This window comes from Oscillibacter sp. 1-3 (genome assembly GCF_000403435.2).
Taxonomy (GTDB): Bacteria; Bacillota; Clostridia; order Oscillospirales; family Oscillospiraceae; genus Oscillibacter.
This window is the reverse complement of the sequence record NZ_KE159707.1, coordinates 575,054-600,356: the sequence shown is the minus strand read 5'-3', so window position 1 is coordinate 600,356 and position 25,303 is coordinate 575,054. Positions and strand designations below refer to the sequence as shown.

Below are 25,303 nucleotides of genomic sequence, written 5' to 3'. Positions count from 1 at the left end.
GCGTTTGCGCTCTGCGCGGCGCAGGTGGACATCAAAGCGCCCGCAATGCTATACTATCCATAATAAATGACAAAGTCAAGGGAGGAACGCGTATGGAGACAATCTGCCGCTGCGGCTGGTGCAATCTGAGCAACCCGCTCTATGTCGCATACCACGACCGGGAGTGGGGCGTGCCCCAGCATGACGACGAAAAGCTCTTTGAACTGCTGATTCTGGAGTCCTTCCAGGCGGGGCTCTCCTGGGAGACGATTCTGAACAAGCGGGAGGCGTTCCGCGCCGCCTTCGACGGCTTTGATCCAAAGAAGGTGGCGGCCTACGGGGAGGAGAAGGCCGCCGCCCTGCTGGAGAATCAGGCCATCGTCCGGAACCGGCGGAAGATCGCCGCCGCCGTCCAAAACGCAAAAGTCTTTCTGGAGATCCGGGAGGAGTGGGGCTCCTTTTCCCGCTACATCTGGCGCTTTACAGATGGGACGGTGGTCCGTGAGACGGGAAAGGCCAGTTCCCCCCTGTCGGACCGGGTGTCGGCGGATCTGAAAAAGCGGGGCATGACCTTTGTGGGCACCACCATTGTCTACGCGTATTTGCAGGCCATCGGTGTGATTGACTCCCACGACCCGGAGTGCTTCCTCCACCGGGAGGACGGCACGGCCGGAGAGCCGGAGCCAGCTGCGGAGGATGCTGGAAGACCGGTTCCGGCTGGTTTCCCGGGGACCGGATGATTGCAAAGAGGATAATATGATAAAAAATCAAGAGAATGCAATCGAAGAGGAGACCATTGTCATCGTCCTGGACCCTGGAAAGCTGGAAAATCCGGACCTGGATCTGCGCTATGACCTGCCCGCCCGGATCGAGACCGCTACAGCGGGCGCGGTCCGGAACGGCGGCTATGACTACATCGACCCGCCGCCGGACCAGCCGGGGCCGCTGATGGGCCTCTTTCTGCGGACGGGGGAGCCTGCCGCAGGACTGTGGCCCAAAGTGCTGGAGCTCCTGCGCCGGGAGCGTTTTTGGGGCAATGATTTGTCCCAATCGGCGGAGATCTACATCTCCCCCGGGCCCCGGGCGGAGCTGGCGGACTGTGTCAGGGTGTACCCGGTCTGAAAAAATTTGCCTGTCCGCGGATTTCCCCCTTGACTTTTTTTCCAGAGTCCTGTAAACTATTCCGTGTTGTAAAGCTATGAAACTTTACAGAAAAGGAGGCGGCTCCCGTGAAGAACCAGACCTACCGCATGACCATGCTCTACGACTTCTACGGCGAGCTGCTGACCGACCGGCAGAGGGAGTTCTTCGACCTCTACTACAACGAGGACCTGTCCCTGGCGGAGATTGCGGAGAACGCGGGCATCTCCCGGCAGGGCGTCCGGGACGTGATCGTCCGGGCGGAGGCCTCCATGCAGGAGATCGAGGACAAGACGGGGATCATCAAGCGGTTTGAGAGCCGCCGGCCCCATCTGGAGGCCATCTCCGCCGCCGCCGGCGAGATCAAGACCATCAATCTCCGGCGCCACGAGGACGCCCGCCTTGCCGAGCTGGCGGAGCGCATCCTCGCCGAGGCCGCCGCCTTAGAGGACTGAGCCATGGCATTTGAGGGACTGACTGAAAAACTGAACGCCGCATTCAAGCGGCTGCGGGGCAAGGGCCGCCTGACGGAGAACGACGTCCGGGAGGCCATGCGGGAGGTCCGTCTGGCCCTGCTGGAGGCGGACGTGAGCTACAAGGTGGTCAAGGACTTTGTGGCCTCCGTCACGGAGCGGGCCGTGGGCACCGACGTGCTGGACAGCCTCACCCCCGCCCAGCAGGTGGTGAAAATCGTGAGCGATGAGCTCACGAAGCTCATGGGCGGCGCCAACGCCAAGATCGCCATGGCCAACAACGGGCCCACAGTGGTGATGATGGTGGGCCTCCAGGGCGCGGGCAAGACCACCACCACGGCAAAGCTGGGCGGCCTGATGCGAAAGCAGCTGCAAAAGCGCCCGCTGCTTGCCGCCTGCGACGTGTACCGCCCCGCCGCCATCGAGCAGCTGAAGGTGGTGGGCGGACAGCTGGACCTGCCGGTCTTCGAGCAGGGCCAGGGGGACCCGGTGGAGATCGCCCAAAACGCCATCCGCCACGCCCGGGACCACGGCAGCGACATGGTGTTTTTAGACACCGCCGGCCGTCTCCACGTGGACGAGGAGCTGATGGACGAGCTCAAGCGGATGAAGGCCGCCGTCCGTCCCAACGAGATTTTACTGGTCGTGGACGCCATGACCGGCCAGGACGCGGTGAATGCCGCCGGCGCCTTTGACGAGGCCCTGGGCATCGACGGCGTGATCCTCACCAAGCTGGACGGCGACGCCCGGGGCGGCGCGGCCCTCTCCATCCGGGCGGCCACGGGCAAGCCCATCAAGTTCGCGGGCACCGGCGAGAAGCTGGACATGATCGAGCCCTTCCACCCCGACCGCATGGCCTCCCGCATTTTGGGCATGGGCGACATGCTCTCCTTCATCGAGAAGGCGGAGGCCGCCTACGACGAAAAGCAGGCCGCCAAGCTGGAGGAGAAGCTGCGGAAAAACCGCTTCACCCTTCAGGATTACTACGACCAGCTCCAGCAGCTGCGGGGCATGGGGGATCTCAGCCAGCTGGCCGGCATGATGCCCGGGGGGCTTGGAAAGCAGCTCCAGGGCGCCAGCATCGACGAAAAGCAGATGGCCCATACCGAGGCCATCATCCTCTCCATGACACCGCTGGAGCGGGAGAACCCCAAGGTTCTCAACGCCAGCCGGAAACGCCGCATCGCCGCCGGCTGCGGGCTGGAGGTAGTGGATGTCAACCGTCTCCTCAAGCAGTTCGAGATGATGCAGGAGCTGACCAAGCAGTTCTCCCGGGGCCGAATGCCCTCCATGCTGGGGGGCCGGGGCGGCCGGATGCACGGCTTTGGCCGCAAGAAGCGGTTCAAGTAAGGATTTCAACCGAACAGGTGAAATATAAATCAAATCAAAATATTTTTGGAGGTACACATCATGGTTAAGATCAGACTGCGCCGCATGGGCGCGAAGAAGGCGCCCTTCTACCGGGTTGTGGTGGCTGACTCCCGCTTCCCCCGGGACGGCCGCTTCATCGAGGAGATCGGCACCTACAATCCTTGCGTCTCCCCCGCCGCCATCAAGATTGACGCCGAGCGGGCCCAGGCCTGGATCAAGTCCGGCGCCCAGCCCACCGACACCGTCAGAGCTCTGCTGAAAAAAGTGGACGTCCTCTGATTCCGGAGGATAGAGCATGAAGGACTTGCTGCTCTACATCGCCAGAAACCTTGTGGACGATCCTGACGCCGTCTCCGTCACGGAGATTCAGGGCGAGCAGGAGCTGACGTTGGAGCTGCGCGTCGCCCCCGACGACATGGGCAAGGTCATCGGCCGCCAGGGCCGGATCGCCAAGGAGATCCGCACTGTGGTCCGCTCCTACGCCCAGCGCACCGGCGTGAAGGTATCTGTGGATATTGTAGACTGAGAGAAGCGGCGCAGAGCGCCGCTTCTCTTTGCTTTGCGCGGGAGCCGCGGACGCCCGCTTTCTGTTCGGCTCCCGCGGCTTGGGGAAGAGTCCTCCCCGCAGATTTTATGCAGGGGCCGGGCTTCGTCCCAGTCCGTCCGCCAGAAATCTGGCGTTTTCGGGAAAACGGGCGGAGACAGAGCCCCGCCCCTGCAGCGCCGCAAAGCGAAAAGCGCGGCTGGAAATCCCCCGGCGCGGAGCGGGCTTGACAAGATCCGCCCCGCAGTATATAGTCAGTGAGGCTGAAAAGCGGCGGATCTTCCCTTTTCGGCCGGCGGACCGCCGGAGGCGGCGGTCCCATACTCCGCATAGATGCGGGCGTTCAGTTTTTTCAGGGGAGATGATTTTTTGCGGAGAAAGAACGACCTGGGGCGGGACCCGATCCCCGGCCTGCTGCTGCGTCTGGCGGTGCCCACCATGCTGGCCCAGTTTGTCAACGTCCTGTACAGCATTGTGGACCGGATGTTTATCGGACATATCCCAGGCACCGGCAGCCTGGCGCTGGCGGGCGTGGGGGTCTGCGGGCCCATTATTACGCTGCTGTCCTCCTTTTCCATGCTGGTGGGCCTGGGCGGCACGCCGCTGATGGCCATGAAGCTGGGAGCCGGGGACCGGGAGGCCGCCGGCGCCATCCTCTCCAACTGCTTCCGCCTGCTGCTGGGTCTTGCGGTGGGGCTGAGCGCGGTGTTCTTCCTGCTGCGCAGGCAGTTTCTCTGGTGGTTCGGGGCCAGCGCCGACACCTTTCCCCACGCCATGGACTATATCACCGTCTACATCGCCGGCACCGCCTTCGCCCTGCTCTCCGGCGGGCTGAACAGCTTTTTGATTGCCCAGGGCCGCTCCGGTCTGGGTATGGGCACGGTGATGCTGGGGGCCGCGCTGAACATCGCCCTGGACCCGGTGTTCATCTTCTGGCTGGGTTTTGGCGTCTCCGGCGCGGCCTGGGCCACCGTCCTCTCCCAGGCCGCCGCCTGCGCCTTCGCCCTGGTGTCCCTGGGTCTGCCGGGACTTCCGGCTCCCCTGCGCTGGGGACGGCTCCAGCCCGCCCTGTGCAGGCGGATTCTGCTGCTGGGCCTCTCCCCCTTTCTCACCTACGCATTGGACAGCGTGATCCTCATTATTCTCAACACGGCCCTCCAGCGGCACGGCGGCCCCGGCGAGGGAGATACCCTCATCACCTGCGCCGCCGTGGTGCAGAGCTATATGCTGCTGCTGGCCATGCCCATGAGCGGCATCACCCTGGGCTGTCAGGGGGTGGTGAGCTTCAATCTGGGGGCCGGGGACCGGAGGCGGGTGCGGCAGGCCCTCTGGGGGGTGTTTTTCCTGTGCTTCAGCTTCGCCGCCCTCATGCTGGCGGTGACCCAGGTCTTCGCGCCGCGGTTCGTCCTGTTCTTCTCGACCGACGGGGAGATCCTGGAGCGCAGCGTGCGGTACATCCGGGTCTACACGGCGGGGGCCCTGTTCATGGCCGTCCAGTGGATGTGCGTGGATATGTCCACCGCCCTGGGGCAGGTCCGGCTGGCCCTGGGGTGCTCCCTGATGCGCAAGAGCCTTTTTCTGGGGGGAATTTTACTGTTTCCCATTTTGTTTTCCGCCCCTGCGGCCTTTGCCGCCGAGCCCTTCTGCGACATCACCGCCAGCCTGATCTCCATCATGCTCTTTCTGCGCTTTACGCCCAGGGTTCTGGACCGGTACTGTTCCCAGCCGGCTCCCCGGGACGGCGCCGCGGCGGAATTGGCGGGATAGCGCCGCTTCGCCCGCAGCGGCGGCTGACAGCCGCCGGCTTTGCGGGGCGGGGGCCGGACACACGGCGTTCCATCAAGACAAAGAGGCCGGAGCGGCTTTGCCGCTCCGGCCTCTTGGGTTTCATGGTGCGATTTTCTCCGCGCCGAAAAGAGGGCTTACGAGAAGGACAGCTGAAATCTCGCGCCGGGATCTCCGGCAAGGACCACCGTGCCGCCCTCGGGCAGCTTGGCGGATTTGTCGCCGCCCACCACGGAGGAGGCGGTGACGTTCCAATCCTTGTCGTAGACCCAGAAGCCGGCGTTCTCCGGCAGCTGGACCGCCATGGTCTTTCCGGCGGCGCTGTCGCCCACCTTGTACCAGCGGGCGTAGCCGTCGGGCTGGATGGTGCAGCGGACACTGCCGTTCCCGGTGGAGAGGACGGGCACGGCCGTCTCCTCCATGTACACGGCTCCGTTGGATTGATGCAGCCAAAGCGCGCCCGCCTCGTCCCGGCGGAGCTCCAGGTCATAGCCGTCCCGGCCCACATTGCCGGGGATCTGGACGGCGTATTGGGCGTGGGTTTCGTCCACGATTTTCAGGGCCCCCATGTAGCCGGGTACGCCCTCCGCCGCGGAGCTCTCCACCTGCGCCGCGGCAGTCAGGGCCAGGTAGATCTGAGAGCTGTACCGCTCGTTCATGGGCAGAATGCTGGTGCCGCTGACAAAGTCGTTCCAGGACTTCTGGAGCTCCGGAGAGATTTTGTTTTCCGGAAGCTTCACGGCGGCGTAGTTGGAGGTGCCCAGTCCCCCCAGGCCGGGGAGTTGGGTGAAGGCCCGCTGGTAGAGATACGTCCCCCCGTTGGACTCCTGCACGAATTTCAGGCAGGCCGTGCCGCTCTCATCCCGGAAGGTGCCGTCGTCATGGTAGGTAAAGGTCTGGGCAGGGATCTCCATCCCCAGATAGCTCATGGTCAATGTGCCGTCGGCGGCCACATCCACCTTGTATTGCTGAATGGAGCCGTAGTACCCGGCGTTGTTCATCAGCTCCCGGGGCATTTTGGCGGGGGATGCCTCCGGCAGGACGGCGGGGGTCTCGTCCACCTCCACGCCCTTGGCTGCCAGGGCTGCGATCAGCATCTGGGAGGCGGCCATCTCGTTGTAGGTGGATACGCCGCCGGAGGACAGCACCGCCGCGGCCATGTTGTGTTCCGGAAGGACCACCAGCCCCGCGTGGTAGTACTGGGTGTCGCCGCCCTTCACCAGGGCCTGGATGCCGTTTTCATGGAAAGGGAACCACTCCACGCTGTCCCAGCCCAGACCGTAGGCCAGGGCGTCCGGGACGTCCTCCTCGGGCCACAGTCCCCGGGCGTACTCCGGCGCGGCCATGGCGTCCAGAGAGGATTTTTTCAAAAGGGTCTCGCCGGTGAGGGCCCCGCCGAAGGCGGCCAGGTCCTCCGCCGTGGCGTAGAGGCCGCCGGTGCCCAGGACGCCCAGGCAGTCCATGGGCAGGGAGGTGGAATCGGTACCGTTGTAGATCGCCGCCCGGCTGTTAAAGCTGTCGCCGGGGGCGTAGGTCTCTTTCAGACCGGCGGGCTTTAGGATATTGGCCCGGAGATAGTCCATAAACTCCTGGCCGGAGACCGCCTCCACCACCAGCTGGGCCAGGGTGAAGCCGTCGTTGCAGTAGACGCTGTACGCGCCGGGGTCCGCCTTGAGGCGCTGTACGGCGAGACGCTCCAGAAGCTGGTCCGTGGCCGCCTCGCTGGGGTCGTCAAACAGCAGCCCGCTGCCCATGGAGGAGCCCATGAGGCCGGAGGAGTGGTTCAGCAGCATCCGCACGGTAATCTGCTTGTACCGCTCGTCCGCCATCTTGAATTCCGGCAGATAGGCAGTCACCGGTTTGTCCAGGCTGAGTTTCCCCGCCTCCGCCAGCTGCATCGCCGCCACAGTGGTGTAGATCTTGCTGACGGAGCCGATGCCGTAAACCGTTCCCGGGACAGATGCGGCCAGAGCCTGGAGAGGGCTCTGGCTTGGGTCCTCCCGGGGGCCGCCGTCCAGGCCGCTCTCCACGATTTTTCCGTCCTGCCACACGGCCCAGCTGATTTGGCTGGCGCCGCCGTAGGTCATGGCGCCCGCCGCCGCGGTCTCGGCCGTGGTTTTAAGACCGGATTCCTCCGCCGCCAGGGCGGGGACCGACAGGCTGAGGCACAATGCCAGAGCCAGCAGCAGCGCGCTGAGCTTTTGATATGTCCGCTTCATGTTTCCTTCCTTTCCCGTCCCGGGGACACGGGAGAACCCAGGGCGTCTCGGTTTTCTGGAATCAGAATATACCCTCCACCAGGGGGAATGTCAAGAGGTTTGCCGTGAAATATTCTCCGGCGGGAAGAAAAAGAGCGGCGCCGGTACGGCGCCGCTCCTATGCTGTTGAAAAGTCCCGCGGGCCTCCCGGTATTTCCGCCGCCGGTTTTACGGGTTTCTCCTTCTGCTGCGGACATGCAGTCCCGTATGGGGCGAAATTCCGCTCAGAAGGCCACCTGTAAAAACAGCGCCACGCAGCACAGGATCACGGCGCAGGGGACGTAGACAAGCCGTCCCACGCCGTACCACAGAGCGCCGGAGGGGCGCTTTGCTCCCCGGTTGATTTCCTCCATCAGCTCCTCCCGCTTCATGACCCAGAACCAGGAGGCCGCGCCCAGTGTGGCGCCGATGGGGATGATATAGATGGATACGATGTCCATCCAGGGGCCCCACTTGAAGATGGGCTCCATGTTCACTCCGACGCCCAGACAGATGACGCACAGGATCACCAGCACCCAGCGGCGGTTCAGCTTGGGAAACTTGTGCAGAAGAGACTCGCCCACCGCCTCGAACATGTTCTGCAGGGAGCTGACCCCGGCAAAGACCATGGCGGTGTATAGAATCACAGCGAAGAGTCTGCCCAGGGGAATGTCCTGCAAAATACGGGGCAGGGTGACAAACAGCAAAGAGGGCCCGGCCCCCACGTCCAGCTGGTAGGCGAAGCAGGCGGGGATGATGACCAGAGCGGCAACCAATGCGGCGATGGTGTCAAAGAGGGCGGTCCGCCCTGCCAGGGACACCACGTCCTCCTCCGGGTGGAGGTACGCGCCGTAGACGATCATGCCGCTGCCGGTGATGGACAGGGAGAAGAAGGCCTGTCCCATGGCCCAGATCCACACCATGGGGTCCAGCAGCTCCTCCCAGCGGCAGGAGAACATATAACGGTACCCCTCGGCGGCGCCGGGGAGGAAGGCCACCCGCACGGCCAGCACCAGGAAGATGATGAAGAAGAGGGGCATCATCACCTTGTTGCTCCGCTCAATGCTCCTGGCCCCCAGCAGCAGCGTCAGCAGTGTGCCCACCACCACTACCACGTGGAAGGGGATTACGGAGTAGTCCGTCAGGGAGAACCCCTCAAACCATGCGGCGGTATCCGCTGTCATGAGGGAGCCGGTGACGGAGGCGTAAAAGGCCTTGAGCACGTAGGCGATGATGACGGCGTAGCCGATGGCGATGCACATGGAGCCCGCCAGAGGCAGCCAGCCCAAAACGCCGCCGGCCCTGCCCAGGTTCTCGTTCCTGCTGGCCCAGGCCATGCGGTAGGAGCCCAGGGTGCCGGTGCGGGCCCGGCGGCCCACGGCGTACTCGGCGGAGAGGCCCACGGTGCCGAAGAGCAGGATAAAGACCAGATAGGCGATTAAAAAGGCGCCTCCGCCGTTGCTGCCCATCTTGGCGGGAAAGCCCCACACGTTGGCCATGCCCACGGCGGAGCCCACGGCCGAGAGCACAAAGCCCCAGCTGCTGGTAAACTGTCCGTGTTTCTTACGTTCCGTACTCATGCGTGATTTCCTCGTCTTCCCCCGCGGCGCGGTGTTTTTTAATTTGTTTTGAATATTTTAGACAGAAGAAGGCGGTATGAATCCGGGCACGCCAAAAAAGACCGCTCAGGGCTCATATCGCCGCTTTTGACCAGTATAGCATACATTTCCCTGCCCGTCCAGCCGCTTTTCTAAAATGTGGAAATCCTGAGATTCCAAAACTCAAGATAGACAAACAGAAAAGACCGCAGTAAAGTAGAGGCATGGCCGGGGGTTTTTCCCGCCCGAAGGGCGAGTAAACCCCACCCCGCCCGTCAGGGCGGTACACCCCCGTCCCCGCCCGCGGCGGGCACACCCCCCAAAATCGTAAGAAATTTGTAAGATTTTCATCAAGTTGTTTGTAAGAATTCCCTGCTACGATAGTAACAGCTCAAAGGGAGGTTCAACCCATGAACGAATGTATCCTGGTCGTGGACGACGACCCCGAGATCGTAAACGCCATCGCCATCACTCTGGAGCGGGAGGGCTGGCAGGTCCTGAAAGCCTATAACGGCATGGAGGCCCTGGACCATGCGCTGAATCCGGAGGTCCGCCTGATCCTCATCGATGTGATGATGCCCAGGTTGGACGGCCTCTCCGCCCTGATCCGTATCCGGGAGCGGCGGAATCTGCCCGTCATCGTCCTCTCCGCCAAGAGCGAGGACACGGACAAGATCCTGGGCCTCTCCATGGGGGCGGACGACTACGTCACCAAGCCCTACAACCCCCAGGAGCTGGTGGCCCGGGTCCGGAGCCAGCTGCGGCGGTATACCCTGCTGGGGGACATCCACACGGCGGAGCGGGAGGGCGTCCTGGTCAACGGGCGGCTGACCTACGACGCATCGGAGCGGGTGCTCCGGGCCGACGGGGACGTGGTGAAGCTCACCGCCACGGAGACGAAGATCGTGGACCTGCTGTTCCGGAACCTGGGCAGGGTGTTCCCGGCGGAGGAGCTCTACCGCCGGGTGTGGAACGAGGAGGGCTACGCCTGCGAGAACACGGTGATGGTTCACATCCGGCGCATCCGGGAGAAGGTGGAGCTGAATCCCAAAGAGCCAGACTATATTAAGGTGGTGTGGGGAATTGGATACAAAATGGAACGGCACGGAGCCTGAAAACGGCGGGGAGGTGGAGCATTTCGTGGCCGCCCAGGTGCGGCAGACCATAGAGCCGGAGACAGCGGAGGAAACCGCCCCGAAAAGGCGGGGACAGGCCGCCGGGGCGGTGATCGGCTTCCTCGCCTTCGTCATAGGCGTCTCGTTGACCCTGGGGAGCCTGGGGGCCATGGCGGAGCGGCGGCTCATGCAGAGGGGCGCGGAGCCGGACTGGTCCGGGGACTGGCAGAATACCCAGGAGTTCCGGGACGAGGTCTCGTCCTACCTGATGGAATTTCTCTCCCTGGGGGCCACCGGGACCACAGGGAATGCCTGGTACCAAACAGCGGAGGCGTGGGACGTGGCAGAGGCTGGCGGCTGGCGGCGGCAGTACACCGAGATCATTCTGAAGGACACTGCAGCGGAGTCCCGCCCGGTGGAAGGGGAAGAAGAGGCGTTGACCGCCGGGGAGGCAGAGGGGGAGAACGCCTATCGGACAGGGGATCAGAATGTCCTCTATTTGATCATGCAGGACGGACATATACGGTATAAAAACGTGGAGGCGGACTCTGCCAAGCCATTTCGGGACCAGAGCCTTGAGGGATATAATTTCTACCTGACCTATCAGGACGGAAAAGCCTCCATTTTCAAAGACGGTGTGGAGCTGGACGTCTATGGGGACGGCATCTATGTCTCCGGGAAGTCCCCCTGGTTTATTCCCGGTTATGAAAATCTCCAGGCCGGGGAGTGGCTGGACGGCGCCACCGTCTATATGGCCGTCCGGAAGGAGCCGGCCCGGTACTGGTTCCAGGACTCCGGCGGAGGCCGGTATTACTATGGCCGGATGTACCAGGTGGCCCAGCGGGCGGAGGAGGCCCGGACCTTCTATATCCGGCAGCTTGTCCTGCTGGGGCTGGGGGCTCTGTGGCTGTGCGTGTGGCTGGCGTTCCGGAGGGAGAAGAAGCTGGCGGACGCGAAGATCGCCTCCTGGACCGGCCGTCTCTGGGAGGAGGTCTGGGTTCTGCTGGCCCTCATTCCACTGGGGTGGCTGTTTGCCGCCGACGGCTGGCAGGAGCTGTACTGGGCCTGCCGGGAGATATGGTGGGGCTGGGAGCCCGTGTACATGGGCCAGCTGGCCTATGGCGCGGCCAGCTTCCTGCTCTCCAGCCTGCCGGGGCTGATAGCCCTGGGGTGGGTTTTGTATCTGGCGTTCAACAACCGGCGGTACAACCCGAGAGAACAGCGGAAGAGCCTGCTTCGCTCCCTGTTCCGGATGGCGCGAAGCCTCCTGCGGACGCTCCGCATGAAGGACCTGGAGCGGCCGGTGGAAAAGCGGCTGAACCGGGACAACGGACTTGTTCTGGCGCTGCTCCTGCTGGGGTTTACGTGTTCGCTGTTCGCGGCGGCTGTGGCGCTGGAACTCATGATGAGGAACCACTGGTCTGTGGAGAAGTGGCTCCTGCTCCTGGCGGGCTGTGTGGTGGAGGGCGCCCTGATCCTCTCCATCGTCCGTACCTTCCGGCACCGCCGTCTGCCGCAGGACCTGGGACGGCTGAACCGGCAGATCGAATCCATCCGCGCCGGGGACCTGTCCACTCCCCTGGACCTGCCGGAGGACGCGGACCTGCGCAAAACGGCGGAGGCCCTCAACGACATCCAGGCGGGGATGAAGACGGCGCTGGCCGAACAGACCCGCAGCGAGCGGATGAAGGTGGAGCTGATCTCCAACGTGTCCCACGACCTGAAAACACCCCTGACCTCCATCCTCTCCTACGCAGAGCTGCTGCGGCAGGAGGATCTGCCTCCGGCGGCGGCGGACTACGCCCGGATCATCGACGAGAAGGCTCAGCGGCTGAAAACCATGGTGCAGGACGTGTTCGAGGTCAGCAAGGCGGCGGCGGATCAGCTGCCGGTGTCCATGGAGCGGCTGGACCTAGGGAAGCTCCTGCGGCAGACATTGGCGGATCTGGACGACCCCATCCAAAAGAGCGGCCTGACCTTCAAGACCGACCTGCCGGCGGAGCCGGTGATGATCGACGCCGACGGCAAGCGGCTGTACCGGGTGTTCCAGAACCTCATTGACAACGCCCTGCGCTATGCCCTGGAGGGCAGCCGGGTGTACCTGACGCTGAAAACCGCGGAGCGGGCGGCGGAGACCGCGGGCCTAGCTCGGGTCAGCGTGCGCAATACCAGCCGGGACGAGCTGCCCGAGGGTGTGGACTTCACCGCCCGGTTCGTCCGGGGAGACGAGAGCCGCACCGACGGCGGCAGCGGCCTGGGGCTCAGCATTGCCAGCTCCTTTACCGAGGCCTGCGGCGGCACATTCCAGGTGGAGACCGTGGCGGATCTGTTCACCGCCGTGGTGACCTTCCCCCTGGCGGAGACAGAACAGGAGGCAGAGAGATGAAAACGCGTATTTTGGTGGCGCTTTTGGCGCTGGTGCTCCCGGCCCTGGCGGGCTGCGGGCGGGTCACCCTCACGGTGGAAACCGCCCCTCTGGCGGCGGAGGGCAGGGCCGCCGCCCATGCGGAGGACCCCCTTCCCCCCTCCTATGACATCTACGAGACCTTCGGACTGGAGTACGACAGGGCGGAGGACGCGCTGTACTTCGGCGGGGAGCGGGTCCGGTACTTCTTCGACGGGGTGGACACGGGAAGCGGCGGCCAGATCAGCCAGGTGGAGCACATCGACCGGCTGGGAACCGTGGATGTCCGCACGGTCCGGGAGACCGTGGACAACGGCGACGGCAGCGTGAACCCCTTCGGCCCCCTGACGGGGCTGGAGACGGCCAGCCAGGCGGAATTTGACGCCCGGGACATCGGCGCCCTGCTCCACCCCTCCATGGAGGCAACCACAGGCTGCTCCCAGAGCGGCGGAGAGGGGGGCGTATCCTTTGCGGAAATTTTCGCCGCCTACCGGGAATTCGGCGTGGAGTTTGCGGAGTCCCCAGAGGGCTCCGGCGCCGGGAACGTCTACTATCTGGGGGAGCTGGCGGACGCTTTTGCCGACGTCTCCCCCGGCGGCGGTACCTTCGTGTTCCACTCCCGGGACCGGGGAACCTGCAATGTCCGGACGGTCTACGACGAGGCGGGAAACCTCACCGGCGTGGAGCGGTTTACAGGCGAGATCCGGCTTGGATAAGAGACGGCCCCCGGAGAGACTGCGTCTCTCCGGGGGTCTCAGACTGTCAAAAAACGCCGGAGATTTCGTCAACGGAAAGGAAGGGTGTGTGCGGGAAACCCAAGAGGGGTTTCCTGCGCCATTGAAATCTACAGCAGCTTGTCGAAAATACTTTTTCGACAAGCTGCGGCCCCCGGAGAGACGCAGTCTCTCCGGGGGTGTGCCCTTGCTTTGGAAGCCTGGGGCGTGGTACAATACATGGAAACCGCAAAGAGGGAGGCTGAGACATGGCAGTTTATTTTTACGGCTGCGTCACGCTGGACGGATATCTGGCCGCCGGGGACCACAGTCTGGACTGGCTCCATGAGACCGGCAGCGGGGAGGAGACCGGCTACGAGGGATTTTACAGCCGCATGGATGTCACGCTGATGGGCCGCCGGACCTTCCGCGAACTGGAGCGGACCGGAGACCCGGCGGCCGTCTACCCCGCCACGGAGAATTACGTCTTCACCCACGGGGCGCTCTCCTGCCCGGGATTCACGGCGGTCAGCAAAGATCCGGCGGAGTTTGTGAAGGGGCTGGGGCCGGAGCGGAACATCTGGGTTGTGGGCGGGAATACCATCCTCGCGCCGCTGCTGGACCGGGATTTGGTGGACTGCCTGACACTCCAGGTGGCGCCGGTACTGCTGGGGGCGGGGATTCCTCTCTTTACCCAGGGGGAGGCCCTGCGGCGGTTCCGGCTGGAGGAGGTCAAAAAATATGGGCAGTTCGCGGAACTGGTGTGCGTCAGGGCCCGGCGGTCGTTTTGAGAGGGCGGCGGATTTTTCCGCCGCCCTGCCTTCAATTTTCTTGCCGGGCGGCAGCCTGCCTGCAGAAATTGGGTTCCTTTTACCGTTCGTGTTGATAAATGTCTGCCAAGATACTCTCTCGTCAAAATGACTGAATGAGCAATTGCCCATAATGGGAAACTGCCCGGCATACCGGAAGTTAATGGCTTGAAACATATTCGTTAATTCGTTTTCTATGCTCATCCAATAATAAGTTTGTCTCTTTAAGAAAAAGCTGAAGCTTATCCCATTGTTCTAAAATACAAAATACAGCAGCAATACAGCACCCGGCTCCCTTACCTTGCTTGCCGGTTTGCACGCTGAATTCCATACCAGTATCTTCTTTTAACATCCGGTCAAAATAAGTTTCCAGTTTATTTAATGTATTGAATTGCTCATAAAAGGGAAGTGCATAAAGGCGGAAATCATTTGCAACCATTTCCACAAACTGTTCAAAAGATTCGTCAGAACAATACCTGTATTTCAATACAGGCTGCCCTGGAACGACTGTATAAAAAGCCTTTAATCCGGTAGGCGATAGCTTATTATACTCTTCTCCAAGAAAGCGGCTTGTAAGTTTGTCTACCTCCGGGAAAGAAAACATTAAATTACCTGTTAAATTATAGCAATTTGAAAACCGTGTTCTTGTAAAATAAAAAACGAAAAACTGCTGGCAGCCGTTCTCTCTTCTTATCAATCGCCCAATTCGCTTTTTAGAAAAGCCTGTAGCTGCTAGTAGGTCGTTTAGCAGGATAGTCATGGATTTATTCAATTCTTTTGGCGTCACAATGTATCACTTCCTGTACAAATCTCGTCTTAACGCTCCAATTTTATGTGTTCCATAACAGTTCCGCAATTCCGATAGATTACTCTAATTATAGCGCAACTGATCTTTTGCTCCAAGCTGCGATTTGTGAAAACGCCAGTGCTTGGCTCTATCAACACGAAAGGTAAAAGGGTAACAAAAAAGGAAAAAGGGACGAGATCTGCCCTGATTGGCGAAAAAATCTCTCGCCGCCGGGTATTCCGCCATTTATCAGACAAGACCTACTTCTGTTTCGCCTCTTTCCGCCGCAGGCGGCGGGCGAGGAGCGAGGCGGTCACCGCCTGGGCCAGGGGCAGGAAATAGGAGACCCATGCCCCTTGAGAGAGTCCGCTGTACGCAGAGGTAAACACGGCGTAGGGCATGACGCACACGGCGGAGAACAGGCCCAGTCCCCCGCCGGCGCCGGCGGCAATCCCCAGGAGAATGGCCCCCACCGCCGTCCACCGGACGATGCTCACGGCCCGCACCCACTTGGCCCGGTTCCGCAGCAGGATGGCCGCCGGAAACCAGGAGACTGCATACAGCCAGCTGAACGCCGCGCCGAAAAAGGAGGGCGTCTTGCGGACGGAGAAAAAGAGCCCCACGTTGGCGGCGATGGCCGCGGCAAAGAACACCGCCACGGCGATGGACAGCCGGTCCTCCCATTTTTCCCAGTCCGCCTTGATCTGCAGCAGCTTCTGCCGAAGTGACATTCCGCAGCCTCCTTAATTAAGGGGTGGTGTTCTCGGCTTTCGCCTCTGCGGCGTGGAAGTGGTTCCAAACCGCCTCCGCCGCGTCCCGGGGCACCGCCTCCGCCAGGGTCTCCACATCCGCCTCCCGGATGGCCTTGACGGTGCCGAAACGCTTCCGCAGGGCCTCGCGCCGCTTGGGGCCCACGCCGGGAATGCCGTCCAGCGCGGAGCGGGTGGCGCTTTTGCTGTGGCTCTCGTGGTGGAAGGTAATGGCGAAGCGGTGGGTCTCCTCCTGAATCTGGCCGATGAGGGAGAACACCGCCTGATTATTGACGATCCCGATCTCCCGGCCCTCCGGGGTCACCAGGGCCCGGGTACGGTGGCGGTCGTCCTTCACCATGCCGAAGATGGGCGCCGTGACGCCGAAGGTCTCCGCCACGCTCAGCGCCGCCTGGGCGTGGGTCACGCCGCCGTCGATTAAAAACACGTCCGGCAGGGGCAGGAATTTCTCGTCTCCGTCGGCGGCCCGCTGGAGACGGCGGCGCAGCACCTCCCGCATAGAGGCGTAGTCGTCCGGGTGCCCATCCGCCAGCTCCTTGATGTGGAAGCGGCGGTAGGCGTTTTTCAGCGGGCGGGTGCCGCTGTACACCACCATGGAGGCCACGATGTCGCTCTTTCCCGTGTTGGAGATGTCGAAGGACTCCATCCGCTCCGGCGGGGCGGGCAGGTCCAGCATCTTTTGCAGCAGCTCCAGAGTGTGGGCCACACGCTCCTGGGCGGTGGTGGCCCGCTCCGCCTCCTCGGCGGCGTTGCGCTGGGCCATGGCGCGGAGCTCCGCCTTCTCCCCCCGCCGGGGAACATGGACCCATACCCGGTGTCCCGCCCGCTTGGTGAGAACCTGGGAGAGGTTTTCGCAGTCCTCCTCCGTCCCCTGGGGCAGGAGGATCTCATGGGGCAGAATGGCCCGGGGGAGATAGTACTGGGCCGTCAGGGCGGAGAGCATCTCCGTTTCGTCCTCCTCCATGGGGGCGGTGAAGAGCTCCGTCTCCCGGCCCGCCAGATTCCCCTCCTCCATGTGGAGCACGGCGTAGCAGCACTTGCCGCTGCCCCGGTAGAGGCCCCAGATGTCCGTGTCAGCGCAGAGGCCGGCAATGACCGTCTGCTTTTTGCCCAGGGCCTGGATGGCGCTGATCCGGTCCCGCAGCAGCGCCGCCCGCTCGAACCGCAGGGCCTCCGCCTCTGCCTCCATCTCGGCGCTCATCTCCTTCAGGAGCTGTTTGGCCCGGCCCTCCAGCATCAGCGAGGCCTGATTGATGCGGCGGCGGTACTCCTCCGCCGTCATCTCCGGGCGGCAGAAGCCGTCGCACCGGCCCATGTGGAAGTTGAGGCAGGGCCGCTCCGCCCCGATGTCCCGGGGGAATTTCCGGTTGCAGGTGGGCAGGCGCAGGGCGGAGAGCACCGCGTCCAGGGCCTGGCGGGTCTCAAACCGGCCGCCGAAGGGGCCGAAGTACCGGGCTCCGTCGCCGGCCCACTTGTGGGTCATGGTGAAGCGGGGGTAGGCGTCCTTGGAAAGGCGCACAAAGGGGTAGCCCTTGTCGTCTTTGAGCAGGATGTTGTAGCGGGGCATATGGCGCTTGATGAGGGAGTTCTCCAGCACCAGGGCCTCAAACTCGCTGGTGACAAAGATGGTGTCGAAGCGGTCCACCTGGGAGACCATCTGCCGCGTCTTGGCAGTGTGGGAGGCGCTGTCCTGGAAGTACTGGCTCACCCGGTTTTTCAGCTTCTTGGCCTTGCCCACGTAGATGACCTTGCCGGTTTTGTCCATCATCAGGTAGACCCCCGGGGACAGGGGCAGGGCGTTGGCCTTTTCCTTTAGTTCATCGTGGGTCACGGGAGTTCCTCCTCTCCAAAGTCAGAAGGCGCACCAGCGGGCAGACGCGGGTGGATTAAGGCTTGCTTGAAAGGGGTCAAAACGCCTAAGCGACGGATTTTTTCCGCCGCTCCGCATGGATTTTCCTTGCCATGCACACAGTATTCCTGCAAATTTCCGCCTTACCCGGCGGAAAAATCTCTTACCGCCGGCCATTCCGCCATTTACCGGCTCAGCGGGGAATTTTTCGCGCCTGTTTTTTCGCCGGTTGGCAAAGCGTCTCAAATACCCCACAGGTTTCGCAGGACGCCCCAGGCCAGCAGCGCCGCCGCCAGCGCCCAGGCCAGAACTCTGGCGGCGGCGGGACGGCGCTTTTCAGCCCACAGCAGTCCGGGAATCCAGGGCGCCGCCAGCACCAGCCCCCAGTTGTACCCGGGGATAAAGCGTCCGTGGAGCAGTCCCAGACAAATGTCGGTGATGCCGCAGCCGGGACAGCGCAGCCCCGTGAGGCTCCGGAAGAGACAGGGTATCCGGAGGCCCAGGGGGATCAGCACATAGCCATAGACAAGGCCGGCGCAGAGCAGGCCTGCGCCGGCCGAAAGCGTCTTACGCCGCCGCATACTCGTTGATCTCGGACTGCAGCAGGGCGTAGGAGATGATGCTGAATCCGAAGATGGCAAGCAGCAGGTAGAGAACGCCCAGATAGCCCTGCTGCTGGCCCTGGTTCATCCGCTGGCGGTCCAGGTCGTCGCCGGCGCGGTAGAGCCAATAGAGGCCATAGATGTTGCAGGTGACGATGGTCAGCAGCAGCACCAGGCCGCCGGAGGGGGCGTTGGGGCGGGCCGTCACCAGGTTTACGTCCTCGGCCATGCAGTACAGCCAGTAGAGGCTGTAAAAGCCGCAGGTGACGATGGACAGCACAATGCAAAGACCAATACTCCTTCTCTGAACGGTCATAGATGATCTCTCCCTCTTTAATATAGAATCTCCATGCAGTATAACACAGATCCCGCCTGGACGCAACAAAAAAGGCGGCCTCCGCAGAAGCCGCCTTGCCGGAGCGCAGATTTGCAGGTTACTCGCCGAAGTTGTCGTTGACCAGATCCACCAGAGCGCCCACGGCCTCCTTCTCGTCGGCACCGTCGGCGATCAGGGTAACGGTGGTGCCCTTCACGATGCCCAGGGACAAAACGCCCAGAAGGCTCTTGGCGTTGACGCGGCGGTCCTCCTTCTCCACCCAGATGCCGCTTTTGAACTCGTTGGCCTTCTGGATAAAGAACGTGGCGGGGCGGGCGTGCAGGCCTACTTCGTTATTAACAGTGATTTCCTGTGTATACATATTACAGCTCTCCTTTTCTATACCAAGTTCGAGTCAGACTGCGTCAAGTTAATTTCCGTTACCATCATAACTGTTTTTTGCCATCGCGTCAACGGTATTTTTCACAAACATTTGCGGAAATCTTTTTTAGAGGAAAAACCTTTTTAGTAGTTTACACCATTTTTGCCCTGTTCTATACTGTGAAAGGGCGTTTTTTTGCGGAAAGCGCCGCGTTTTTCAAAAGCAACGCGGCCTGCGGCGTTTTTGCCCGCTGGAAAAAATTCTTTATTATCCAAAAACTGCCGAGACTTTTTCCGGCGTGTCCGGGGACAATACGGTTGGCTGACAGGGCCGGGCAATCCGCTCCTGCGGCCTTCGCGGGTCCTTTGGGTATCGCGCACACTACCCGCGCAAAGGAGGACCCTGAGTTGAAAAGAAGTCTTGCGCTTTTGCTGACCTCTGTGCTGCTGGTGTTTTCCCTGGCGGCCTGCGGCAAGGACCAGCAGCCCGGCGGCGTTGACGACAGCGCCTCCAACGGTTCTGTGACCGGCGGTGCCGGCAGCGGCGGCCTGACCGACGACTCCGTCACCGGCGGCGTCAACGACGGTAAGGGCGGCGGCATGATGGACGGCGCCATGGACACCATGGACGATGTGGGCGACGCGGCCCGCAGCGCCGTCCGGGACGCCGGAGACGCCCTGACCGGCGGCACAACCGGCTACACCAAGAATCAGATGAACGGCTACACCTATGACCAGATGGTTCGAAACGGCCGCGTTTTTTAACGCGGGCAGGTGAACGCTCTGGCCCGGACAGCCGGCGCTCCAAAGCAGAATCTGCTTTGGAGCGCTGCTTTTTTCCTTCCCTTTTTCCGCGGACTCCTGTATAATGTTGCGAAAGAAACGGGGCCGCCCCCCTGTCGGGCGGGCCCATGGAAAGGACGGCGGATACCATGAGCCAGGAGTACTCCATGCGGGTGATCGCCCGCGTCCGCAGCGATTTTTCCTCCAAGTTCGGCGTGCCCAGGCAGAGCGGCCTGGTGGAGGCGCTGGAGTCCACCCTGGTGTTTGAGCCGGAATTCCGCAGTGAGGAGGCGCTGCGGGGGCTGGAGGGCTTCTCTCATCTGTGGCTGGTGTGGGTGTTCCACCAGACGGCGCGGCAGGCGTGGTCCCCCACGGTGCGCCCGCCCCGGCTGGGGGGGAACGCCCGGATGGGTGTCTTTGCCACCCGCTCCCCCTTCCGTCCCAACCCCATCGCCCTCTCCGCGGTCCGGCTGGCGGGGGTGGAGCGCACCGCCGAGCAGGGGACGGTGCTCCGCCTCCGGGGCGCGGACCTGGCGGACGGCACCCCGGTGCTGGACGTCAAGCCCTATCTCCCCTATGCCGACTGCGTCTCCGACGCCCGGGGTGGCTTTGCCGCCGTCCCCGCCGGGGCGGCGCTGGAGGTGGTGATCCCCCCGCACCTGCTGGAGCGCGTCCCGCCGGACCGCCGGGAGGCCCTGCGGGGCGTGCTGGCCCAGGACCCCCGCCCCCCCTACCAGGAGGACCCGGACCGGGTTTACGGCTTCGGCTTCGCGGGGCTGGAGGTGCGCTTTTCCGCGGCAGACGGCGTGCTGACGGTCCGGGAGATTCTGGAAGGACCGTGACACACCGGAAATCCCACAAAGTACAGGGGCACTTTTCGTGCAAATCGTCACTTGAAAATCCGGTGGAAAAGGCTATGATATGGTTACAATTGAGAACTTAAACGTTTACGCGGGGCGCCAAACCTCGCGGAGCAAAGGAGCGTTCCTATGTCTTATCACTATCTGCTGGACCTGGCCTTGATTTTGCTGAGCACCAAATTCCTGGGAATCATCACGGGCAAATTTCAGATGCCTCGGGTGGTGGGGTCACTGCTGGCGGGCCTGGTGCTGGGCCCCGCCGTGCTGAACGTGCTGTCGGAGACGGCCTTCCTCTCCCAGCTCAGCGAGATGGGGGTCATCGTCATCCTGTTCACCGCCGGCATGGGCACGGACCTGCGGGAGCTGCGCGGCGCCGGAAAGGCCGGCTTTTTTGTGGCGCTGTGCGGCGTGCTGGTGCCCATGGTCATGGGCACGGGTTTCGGCTTTCTGGCGGGCCGGTGCGGCTGGCTGCCGGGGAACACCATGCTGGAAAACGTGTTCCTGGGCACCGTTCTCACCGCCACATCCGTCAGCATCACCGTGGAGACCCTGCGGGAGCTGGGCCGGCTGGACACCAAGGTGGGAAGCACCATCCTGGCCGCCGCCCTGATCGACGACGTGCTGGGCCTGATTGCCTTGACGGTGGTGGCAAGCCTTGCGGGGGAGGGAACCAGCCTGGCGCTGGTGCTGGTGAAGATTGTGCTGTTTTTCGTCTTTGCCATAGTGGCCTCCTTCCTTGCGATCCGGGCGTTCCGCTGGATGATCTCCCACGCAAAAGGGAAAAACCTGCGGCGCTACCCGGTGCTCGCCTTTGTGATCTGCCTGCTTCTGGCCTACTGCGCCGAGGAGTTCTTCGGCGTGGCGGACATCATCGGCGCCTTCGTGGCGGGCCTCATTGTGGCCTCCACGCCCAAGGCCAAGTACATTCAGTCCAAGTTCGAGCCCCTGAGCTATCTGCTGCTGACACCGGTGTTCTTCGCCGGCATCGGTGTCAAGGTGGAGCTGCCGTCCCTGAACGGGCAGCTGGCGCTTTTCTCCCTGCTGCTGCTGGCCACGGCGATCCTCTCCAAGATCATTGGCTGCGGCCTGGGAGCCCGGCTGTGCGGCTTCCGGGGGATGGAGTGCGCCCAGGTAGGCGCTGGCATGGCCTGCCGCGGCGAGGTGGCGCTGATTGTGGCCAACCGGGGCCTCAGCATGGGGGTCCTCAGTCAGGCCATGATGACGCCCATCATCATCACCGTGGTGGGCTGCGCGGTGCTGACGCCCATTTTGCTCAAGCTGGTCTTCCGGGGCCAGCCGGAGGCCGCCCCCCACGAGAGCAGCCTCACCGACGGCTACCGGGCCATTGAGCAGCTGGATCTGGTGTCCGCCCAGCTGCTGAACCGGGAGATCCAGGACAGGGCGGAGCGGTCCTCCGGTGAAAAAGGGGATTGATTTCCTCTGGGGGCTGCAGATAGGCGCAAAGCGCGCCGGAGAGACCGGGACAGAGCCCCGGCTCCCCGGCGCGTTTTTCATGCGGACGACGCAGGAGCAGGAGTGTGCGGCTTTGCATCGGAAGACGGATTTCGGACAGGAGGGCGCGGCGCCGCCGCGCTGTGCGTTTGTGAAAATGTCCAAAATACAGCCCTGATTTTTGTGAGCGAGTTTGACTAAATTGGATTGACTTTGATTGATTCGTGTGATAGTATCCAATTAACGCAAAGTTAATCAAACTTAATCAACTTGAATCAGGAAGGGAAGTTGTGACCATGCGCATCACCGATCTGCTGAACACCGCCGGTATCCGGCTCCACGCTGCTCCCGCCGGCAAGGACGAGGCCATCGACCTGCTGGTCAGCCTCCAGGACCGGGCGGGCCGGCTCACCGACCGGGAGCAGTACAAGGCCGACATCCTGGCCCGGGAGGCCATGAGCTCCACCGCCATCGGAAACGGCATCGCGGTGCCCCACGCCAAGAGCGCCGCTGTGAAGCAGGCGGGCCTCGCCGCCATCACCGCCCCCGGCGGCGTGGACTACGAGGCCCCCGACGGCCTGCCCTCCAAACTCTTTTTCATGATTGCAGCCCCCCAGGAAGGCGGGGACCTCCACCTGGAGATGCTCTCCCGGCTGATGGTCATGCTGATGGACGAGGATTTCTGCCGGCAGCTGCTGGAGGCGGAGGACACAGAGACCTTCCTGCGCCTGATCGACGCCCAAGAGCGGCTCAAGTACCCCGACGAGCCGCCCGCCGCTCCTGCGAAGAGCGCCGGGAAGCTCCGGGTGCTGGCCATCACCGCCTGCCCCACAGGCATTGCCCACACCTACATGGCTGCCGAGGCCCTGGAGAAGAAGGGCCGGGAGCTGAACATCGGCGTGAAGGCGGAGACCCAGGGCTCCGGCGGCGCCAAGAACGTCCTGACAAAAGAGGAGATCGCCGGGTGCGACGGCATCATCATCGCCGCCGACAAGAACGTGGACCTTGCCCGGTTTGACGGCAAGCCCGTCCTCCGGGTCCCGGTGTCCGACGGCATCAACAAACCCGAGGAGCTGATCCGCAAAATTATCGACGGTCAGGCCCCGGTCTACCGCCACGACGGCGCCGCCGCGGAGGAGGACGCCGGAAACGAGAGCACGGGCCGCCGGCTCTACAAGCACCTGATGAACGGCGTGTCCCACATGCTGCCCTTCGTCATCGGCGGCGGCATCATCATGGCGCTGTCCTTCCTGCTGGACAGCGGCGCGGCGGGCACGGCCGCCTTCGGCTCCTCCTGGGTTCTGCCCGCCTTTTTCAACAAGGCCGGAAACATTGCTTTCAGCTTTATGGTCCCCATTCTCTCCGCCTTCATCGCCCAGTCCATTGCCGACCGCCCGGGATTGATGGTGGGCTTTGTGGGAGGCTCCCTGGCCGCCAGCGGCGCAACCTTCGCCTATTTCGCGGACCCCACCGCGCCCATTGTCTCCGCCGGGTTCCTGGGGGGACTGCTGGCGGGCTTTGCGGGCGGCTGGTTCATGAAGGTTCTGCGCAGGCTCTGCGACAAAATGCCCAATTCCCTGGAGGGCCTGAAGCCCATCCTGATCTACCCTGTGACGGGCCTTGTGGCCATCAGCGCGTTCATGTGCGCCGTCAACCCCTTCGTAGGAATGCTCAACAGCGCCCTGATTAACGGGCTGAACTCCATGGGCGGCTCCTCCGCACTGCTGCTGGGCGCCCTGGTGGCCGGCATGATGGCCATTGATATGGGCGGTCCCTTCAACAAGGCGGCCTATGTCTTCGGCACCGCCTCCATCGCCATGGCTGACGGCGGCTTTTCCCCCGTCATGGCGTCGGTTATGGCCGGCGGTATGGTGCCGCCCATCGCCATCGCCCTGTCCACCATCTTCTTCAAAAACCGTTATACCGCTGACGAGCGCAAGTCCAGCCCGGTGAATTTTATCATGGGCCTCTCCTTCATCACCGAGGGCGCCATTCCCTTCGCCGCCTCCGATCCTCTCCATGTGCTGCCCGCCTGCATCGTGGGCTCCGCGGCGGCGGGCGCGCTGTCCATGGCCTTCGGCTGCGCCTCCCCCGCGCCTCACGGCGGACTGTTCGTATTCCCCGTGATGCACAACCCCCTGGGCTACGCTGCCGCCGTCCTCATCGGGTCCGTTGTGGGTATGCTCCTGCTGGGATTGCTCAAAAAGAAAAAAGTGTGATATAATCGTCCCGTTACTACAAATGGGAAAGGCGGGAATTTTGATATGAGCGGAAACAAGCAGCTGCGCTGGGCGGTTCTGGGCACCGGGATCATTGCCAACGAGATGGCCCAGACCCTCCAATCCGTGGGCCGCACTCTGGACGCCGTGGGCGGCCGTACATGCGCAAAGGCGGAGGCCTTTGCTGAGAAGTACGGCGTCCCCAAGGTCTACGGCGATTACCGTGAGATGTTCTCCGACCCGGAGATTGACGCCGTCTACATCGCCACACCCCACAATACCCACATCGGCTCTTTGGAGGAGGCGCTGTCCCACGGCAAGCACGTTCTGTGCGAGAAGTCCATCACCCTCAACAGCGCCGAGCTGGAGCGGGCGCGGAGGCTGGCGGAGGAGAACCATGCGGTCCTGGCGGAGGCCATGACCATCTACCACATGCCCCTGTACCGGGAGCTCACCCGGCGGGTGGGGGCCGGGGAGCTGGGACGGGTGAACCTCATCCAGCTGAACTTCGGCAGCTTCAAGCCCTATGACATGACCAACCGTTTTTTCAGCCGCTCCCTGGCGGGGGGCGCCCTGCTGGACATCGGCGTGTACGCCCTGTCCCTGGCGAGGCTGTTTCTGGACTCCAGCCCGGACCAGGTAAAGTCCTTCGTCCGCAAAGCCCCCACCGGGGTGGACGAGAGCGCCGCGATTGCCATGACAAACCAGGAGGGCCAGCTGGTCACCGCCGCGTTCTCCCTCCGCTCCAAGCAGCCCAAGCGGGCGGTGATCTCCTGCGAGAAGGGGTACATTGAGATCCCGGAGTACCCCCGGGCGGACAGGGCCGTCATCGTGGACGCCGAGACCGGCGAGACGGAGACCGCGGCCGCCGGACGCGCCGCCGACGCCCTGCGCTACGAGCTGGAGGATATGGAGGCCGCCGTCCTGGGCGGCGGGGACATGATGCTCCCCTATACCGCCGACGTGATGGCTCTGATGACCGCCCTGCGCCGGGAGTGGGGCGTGGTCTACCCGGAGGAGGAGTAAGCGGCGAGCGTCCTATGCGCATATGTAGGGGCCGGGCTCTGTCCCGGCCCGTCCGCCGGAAATCCGGCGTTTTCGAGGAAACTGGTGCTT

The 25,303-nt window shown here is 63.0% G+C and carries 25 protein-coding genes; 16 read left to right on the top strand and 9 right to left on the bottom strand.

The features are described 5' to 3' along the window. The first annotated feature begins 92 nt into the window (after positions 1–92). The 7 genes from C816_RS09380 (at position 93) to C816_RS09350 (ending at position 5,274) form a co-directional block, all read left to right on the top strand. The gene (locus C816_RS09380; protein ID WP_016322157.1) at positions 93–719 is read left to right on the top strand and encodes a DNA-3-methyladenine glycosylase I; all 627 of its coding nucleotides are present in this window, start codon (positions 93–95) and stop codon (positions 717–719) included. A gap of 16 nt (positions 720–735) precedes the next feature. Beyond that, complete coding sequence (locus C816_RS09375; protein WP_016322156.1) at positions 736–1,101, top strand: hypothetical protein; 366 nt, start codon at positions 736–738, stop codon at positions 1,099–1,101. A 107-nt stretch (positions 1,102–1,208) separates the two neighbouring features. Next, positions 1,209–1,574, top strand: coding sequence for a YlxM family DNA-binding protein (gene ylxM, locus C816_RS09370; protein ID WP_016322155.1), 366 nt, complete (start codon positions 1,209–1,211; stop codon positions 1,572–1,574). Between the two features lie 3 nt (positions 1,575–1,577). After that, the gene (gene ffh, locus C816_RS09365) at positions 1,578–2,942 is read left to right on the top strand and encodes a signal recognition particle protein (RefSeq protein WP_016322154.1); all 1,365 of its coding nucleotides are present in this window, start codon (positions 1,578–1,580) and stop codon (positions 2,940–2,942) included. Positions 2,943–2,999: 57 nt separating this feature from the next. Further along, positions 3,000–3,242 carry a 30S ribosomal protein S16 gene (gene rpsP / locus C816_RS09360; RefSeq protein WP_040655343.1) on the top strand — a complete coding sequence of 81 codons (243 nt, stop codon included), beginning with the start codon at positions 3,000–3,002 and terminating at the stop codon, positions 3,240–3,242. Positions 3,243–3,258: 16 nt separating this feature from the next. Next, positions 3,259–3,489 carry a KH domain-containing protein gene (locus C816_RS09355; RefSeq protein WP_016322152.1) on the top strand — a complete coding sequence of 77 codons (231 nt, stop codon included), beginning with the start codon at positions 3,259–3,261 and terminating at the stop codon, positions 3,487–3,489. 387 nt (positions 3,490–3,876) lie between these two features. Beyond that, positions 3,877–5,274 (top strand): MATE family efflux transporter, encoded by a 1,398-nt coding sequence (locus C816_RS09350; protein ID WP_016322151.1) that lies wholly within the window; start codon positions 3,877–3,879, stop codon positions 5,272–5,274. 155 nt (positions 5,275–5,429) lie between these two features. Here C816_RS09350 and C816_RS09345 read toward each other — a convergent pair whose 3' ends face one another. Both C816_RS09345 and C816_RS09340 read right to left on the bottom strand, forming a co-directional pair. Further along, the gene (locus C816_RS09345; RefSeq protein WP_016322150.1) at positions 5,430–7,511 is read right to left on the bottom strand and encodes a serine hydrolase; all 2,082 of its coding nucleotides are present in this window, start codon (positions 7,509–7,511) and stop codon (positions 5,430–5,432) included. A 263-nt stretch (positions 7,512–7,774) separates the two neighbouring features. Further along, positions 7,775–9,109: a sodium-dependent transporter gene (locus C816_RS09340; protein ID WP_016322149.1), complete on the bottom strand. Its 1,335-nt coding sequence runs from the start codon at positions 9,107–9,109 to the stop codon at positions 7,775–7,777. 428 nt (positions 9,110–9,537) lie between these two features. Between C816_RS09340 and C816_RS09335 the strand changes: the two genes are divergently transcribed. The 4 genes from C816_RS09335 (at position 9,538) to C816_RS09320 (ending at position 14,150) form a co-directional block, all read left to right on the top strand. Continuing rightward, entirely contained in the window at positions 9,538–10,242 is a 705-nt protein-coding gene (locus C816_RS09335) for a response regulator transcription factor (RefSeq protein WP_016322148.1), read from the top strand. Then, positions 10,211–12,628, top strand: a complete 2,418-nt coding sequence (locus tag C816_RS21765) for a sensor histidine kinase (protein WP_016322147.1) — start codon at positions 10,211–10,213, stop codon at positions 12,626–12,628. Before C816_RS09335 ends, C816_RS21765 begins: the two co-directional genes overlap by 32 nt. Further along, positions 12,625–13,362 carry a hypothetical protein gene (locus C816_RS09325; protein ID WP_016322146.1) on the top strand — a complete coding sequence of 246 codons (738 nt, stop codon included), beginning with the start codon at positions 12,625–12,627 and terminating at the stop codon, positions 13,360–13,362. Before C816_RS21765 ends, C816_RS09325 begins: the two co-directional genes overlap by 4 nt. Positions 13,363–13,628: 266 nt before the next feature. Continuing rightward, positions 13,629–14,150 (top strand): dihydrofolate reductase family protein, encoded by a 522-nt coding sequence (locus C816_RS09320; protein ID WP_016322145.1) that lies wholly within the window; start codon positions 13,629–13,631, stop codon positions 14,148–14,150. Between the two features lie 178 nt (positions 14,151–14,328). Here the strand turns inward: C816_RS09320 and C816_RS09315 are convergent, their stop codons facing one another. The 7 genes from C816_RS09315 to C816_RS25325 form a co-directional block, all read right to left on the bottom strand. Then, positions 14,329–14,955 (bottom strand): hypothetical protein, encoded by a 627-nt coding sequence (locus C816_RS09315; protein ID WP_016322144.1) that lies wholly within the window; start codon positions 14,953–14,955, stop codon positions 14,329–14,331. A gap of 260 nt (positions 14,956–15,215) precedes the next feature. After that, complete coding sequence (locus C816_RS09310; protein ID WP_016322143.1) at positions 15,216–15,686, bottom strand: hypothetical protein; 471 nt, start codon at positions 15,684–15,686, stop codon at positions 15,216–15,218. A 16-nt stretch (positions 15,687–15,702) separates the two neighbouring features. Beyond that, the gene (uvrC, locus tag C816_RS09305) at positions 15,703–17,556 is read right to left on the bottom strand and encodes an excinuclease ABC subunit UvrC (RefSeq protein WP_016322142.1); all 1,854 of its coding nucleotides are present in this window, start codon (positions 17,554–17,556) and stop codon (positions 15,703–15,705) included. Between the two features lie 260 nt (positions 17,557–17,816). Next, positions 17,817–18,155 carry a DUF2752 domain-containing protein gene (locus C816_RS21760; RefSeq protein ID WP_016322141.1) on the bottom strand — a complete coding sequence of 113 codons (339 nt, stop codon included), beginning with the start codon at positions 18,153–18,155 and terminating at the stop codon, positions 17,817–17,819. Then, on the bottom strand, positions 18,142–18,492 hold the full coding sequence (locus C816_RS09295) for a DUF4234 domain-containing protein (RefSeq protein WP_016322140.1): 351 nt from the start codon (positions 18,490–18,492) through the stop codon (positions 18,142–18,144). The genes C816_RS21760 and C816_RS09295 overlap by 14 nt, the downstream gene beginning before the upstream one ends. A gap of 118 nt (positions 18,493–18,610) precedes the next feature. Next, the gene (locus C816_RS09290; RefSeq protein WP_016322139.1) at positions 18,611–18,874 is read right to left on the bottom strand and encodes an HPr family phosphocarrier protein; all 264 of its coding nucleotides are present in this window, start codon (positions 18,872–18,874) and stop codon (positions 18,611–18,613) included. Between the two features lie 143 nt (positions 18,875–19,017). After that, positions 19,018–19,149: a hypothetical protein gene (locus C816_RS25325; RefSeq protein ID WP_256378388.1), complete on the bottom strand. Its 132-nt coding sequence runs from the start codon at positions 19,147–19,149 to the stop codon at positions 19,018–19,020. Between the two features lie 132 nt (positions 19,150–19,281). On the opposite strand from C816_RS25325, the gene C816_RS09285 reads away from it, so the two are divergent. The 5 genes from C816_RS09285 to C816_RS09260 all read left to right on the top strand — a co-directional run bounded on the left by C816_RS09285 (position 19,282) and on the right by C816_RS09260 (position 25,213). Then, complete coding sequence (locus tag C816_RS09285; protein WP_016322138.1) at positions 19,282–19,638, top strand: hypothetical protein; 357 nt, start codon at positions 19,282–19,284, stop codon at positions 19,636–19,638. 185 nt (positions 19,639–19,823) lie between these two features. Next, entirely contained in the window at positions 19,824–20,498 is a 675-nt protein-coding gene (tsaA, locus tag C816_RS09280; RefSeq protein ID WP_016322137.1) for a tRNA (N6-threonylcarbamoyladenosine(37)-N6)-methyltransferase TrmO, read from the top strand. Positions 20,499–20,645: 147 nt separating this feature from the next. Further along, positions 20,646–21,950, top strand: a complete 1,305-nt coding sequence (locus C816_RS09275; RefSeq protein WP_016322136.1) for a cation:proton antiporter — start codon at positions 20,646–20,648, stop codon at positions 21,948–21,950. Positions 21,951–22,264: 314 nt separating this feature from the next. Beyond that, positions 22,265–24,187 (top strand): PTS fructose transporter subunit IIABC, encoded by a 1,923-nt coding sequence (locus tag C816_RS09265; RefSeq protein WP_016322135.1) that lies wholly within the window; start codon positions 22,265–22,267, stop codon positions 24,185–24,187. Positions 24,188–24,232: 45 nt separating this feature from the next. Next, on the top strand, positions 24,233–25,213 hold the full coding sequence (locus C816_RS09260) for a Gfo/Idh/MocA family protein (RefSeq protein ID WP_016322134.1): 981 nt from the start codon (positions 24,233–24,235) through the stop codon (positions 25,211–25,213). Positions 25,214–25,303: the final 90 nt, after the last annotated feature.

Coding starts and splice junctions, on each gene's coding strand:
- C816_RS21760 (WP_016322141.1), bottom strand. CDS start 18,155: ATGCGGCGGCGTAAGACGCTTTCGGCCGGCGCAGGCCTGCTCTGCGCC.
- C816_RS09295 (WP_016322140.1), bottom strand. CDS start 18,492: ATGACCGTTCAGAGAAGGAGTATTGGTCTTTGCATTGTGCTGTCCATC.
- C816_RS09325 (WP_016322146.1), top strand. CDS start 12,625: ATGAAAACGCGTATTTTGGTGGCGCTTTTGGCGCTGGTGCTCCCGGCC.
- tsaA (WP_016322137.1), top strand. CDS start 19,824: ATGCGGGTGATCGCCCGCGTCCGCAGCGATTTTTCCTCCAAGTTCGGC.
- C816_RS09260 (WP_016322134.1), top strand. CDS start 24,233: ATGAGCGGAAACAAGCAGCTGCGCTGGGCGGTTCTGGGCACCGGGATC.
- C816_RS09380 (WP_016322157.1), top strand. CDS start 93: ATGGAGACAATCTGCCGCTGCGGCTGGTGCAATCTGAGCAACCCGCTC.
- C816_RS09335 (WP_016322148.1), top strand. CDS start 9,538: ATGAACGAATGTATCCTGGTCGTGGACGACGACCCCGAGATCGTAAAC.
- C816_RS09340 (WP_016322149.1), bottom strand. CDS start 9,109: ATGAGTACGGAACGTAAGAAACACGGACAGTTTACCAGCAGCTGGGGC.
- C816_RS09320 (WP_016322145.1), top strand. CDS start 13,629: ATGGCAGTTTATTTTTACGGCTGCGTCACGCTGGACGGATATCTGGCC.
- ffh (WP_016322154.1), top strand. CDS start 1,578: ATGGCATTTGAGGGACTGACTGAAAAACTGAACGCCGCATTCAAGCGG.
- C816_RS09290 (WP_016322139.1), bottom strand. CDS start 18,874: ATGTATACACAGGAAATCACTGTTAATAACGAAGTAGGCCTGCACGCC.
- C816_RS09275 (WP_016322136.1), top strand. CDS start 20,646: ATGTCTTATCACTATCTGCTGGACCTGGCCTTGATTTTGCTGAGCACC.
- C816_RS09345 (WP_016322150.1), bottom strand. CDS start 7,511: ATGAAGCGGACATATCAAAAGCTCAGCGCGCTGCTGCTGGCTCTGGCA.
- C816_RS09375 (WP_016322156.1), top strand. CDS start 736: ATGATAAAAAATCAAGAGAATGCAATCGAAGAGGAGACCATTGTCATC.
- C816_RS09265 (WP_016322135.1), top strand. CDS start 22,265: ATGCGCATCACCGATCTGCTGAACACCGCCGGTATCCGGCTCCACGCT.
- C816_RS09310 (WP_016322143.1), bottom strand. CDS start 15,686: ATGTCACTTCGGCAGAAGCTGCTGCAGATCAAGGCGGACTGGGAAAAA.
- C816_RS09355 (WP_016322152.1), top strand. CDS start 3,259: ATGAAGGACTTGCTGCTCTACATCGCCAGAAACCTTGTGGACGATCCT.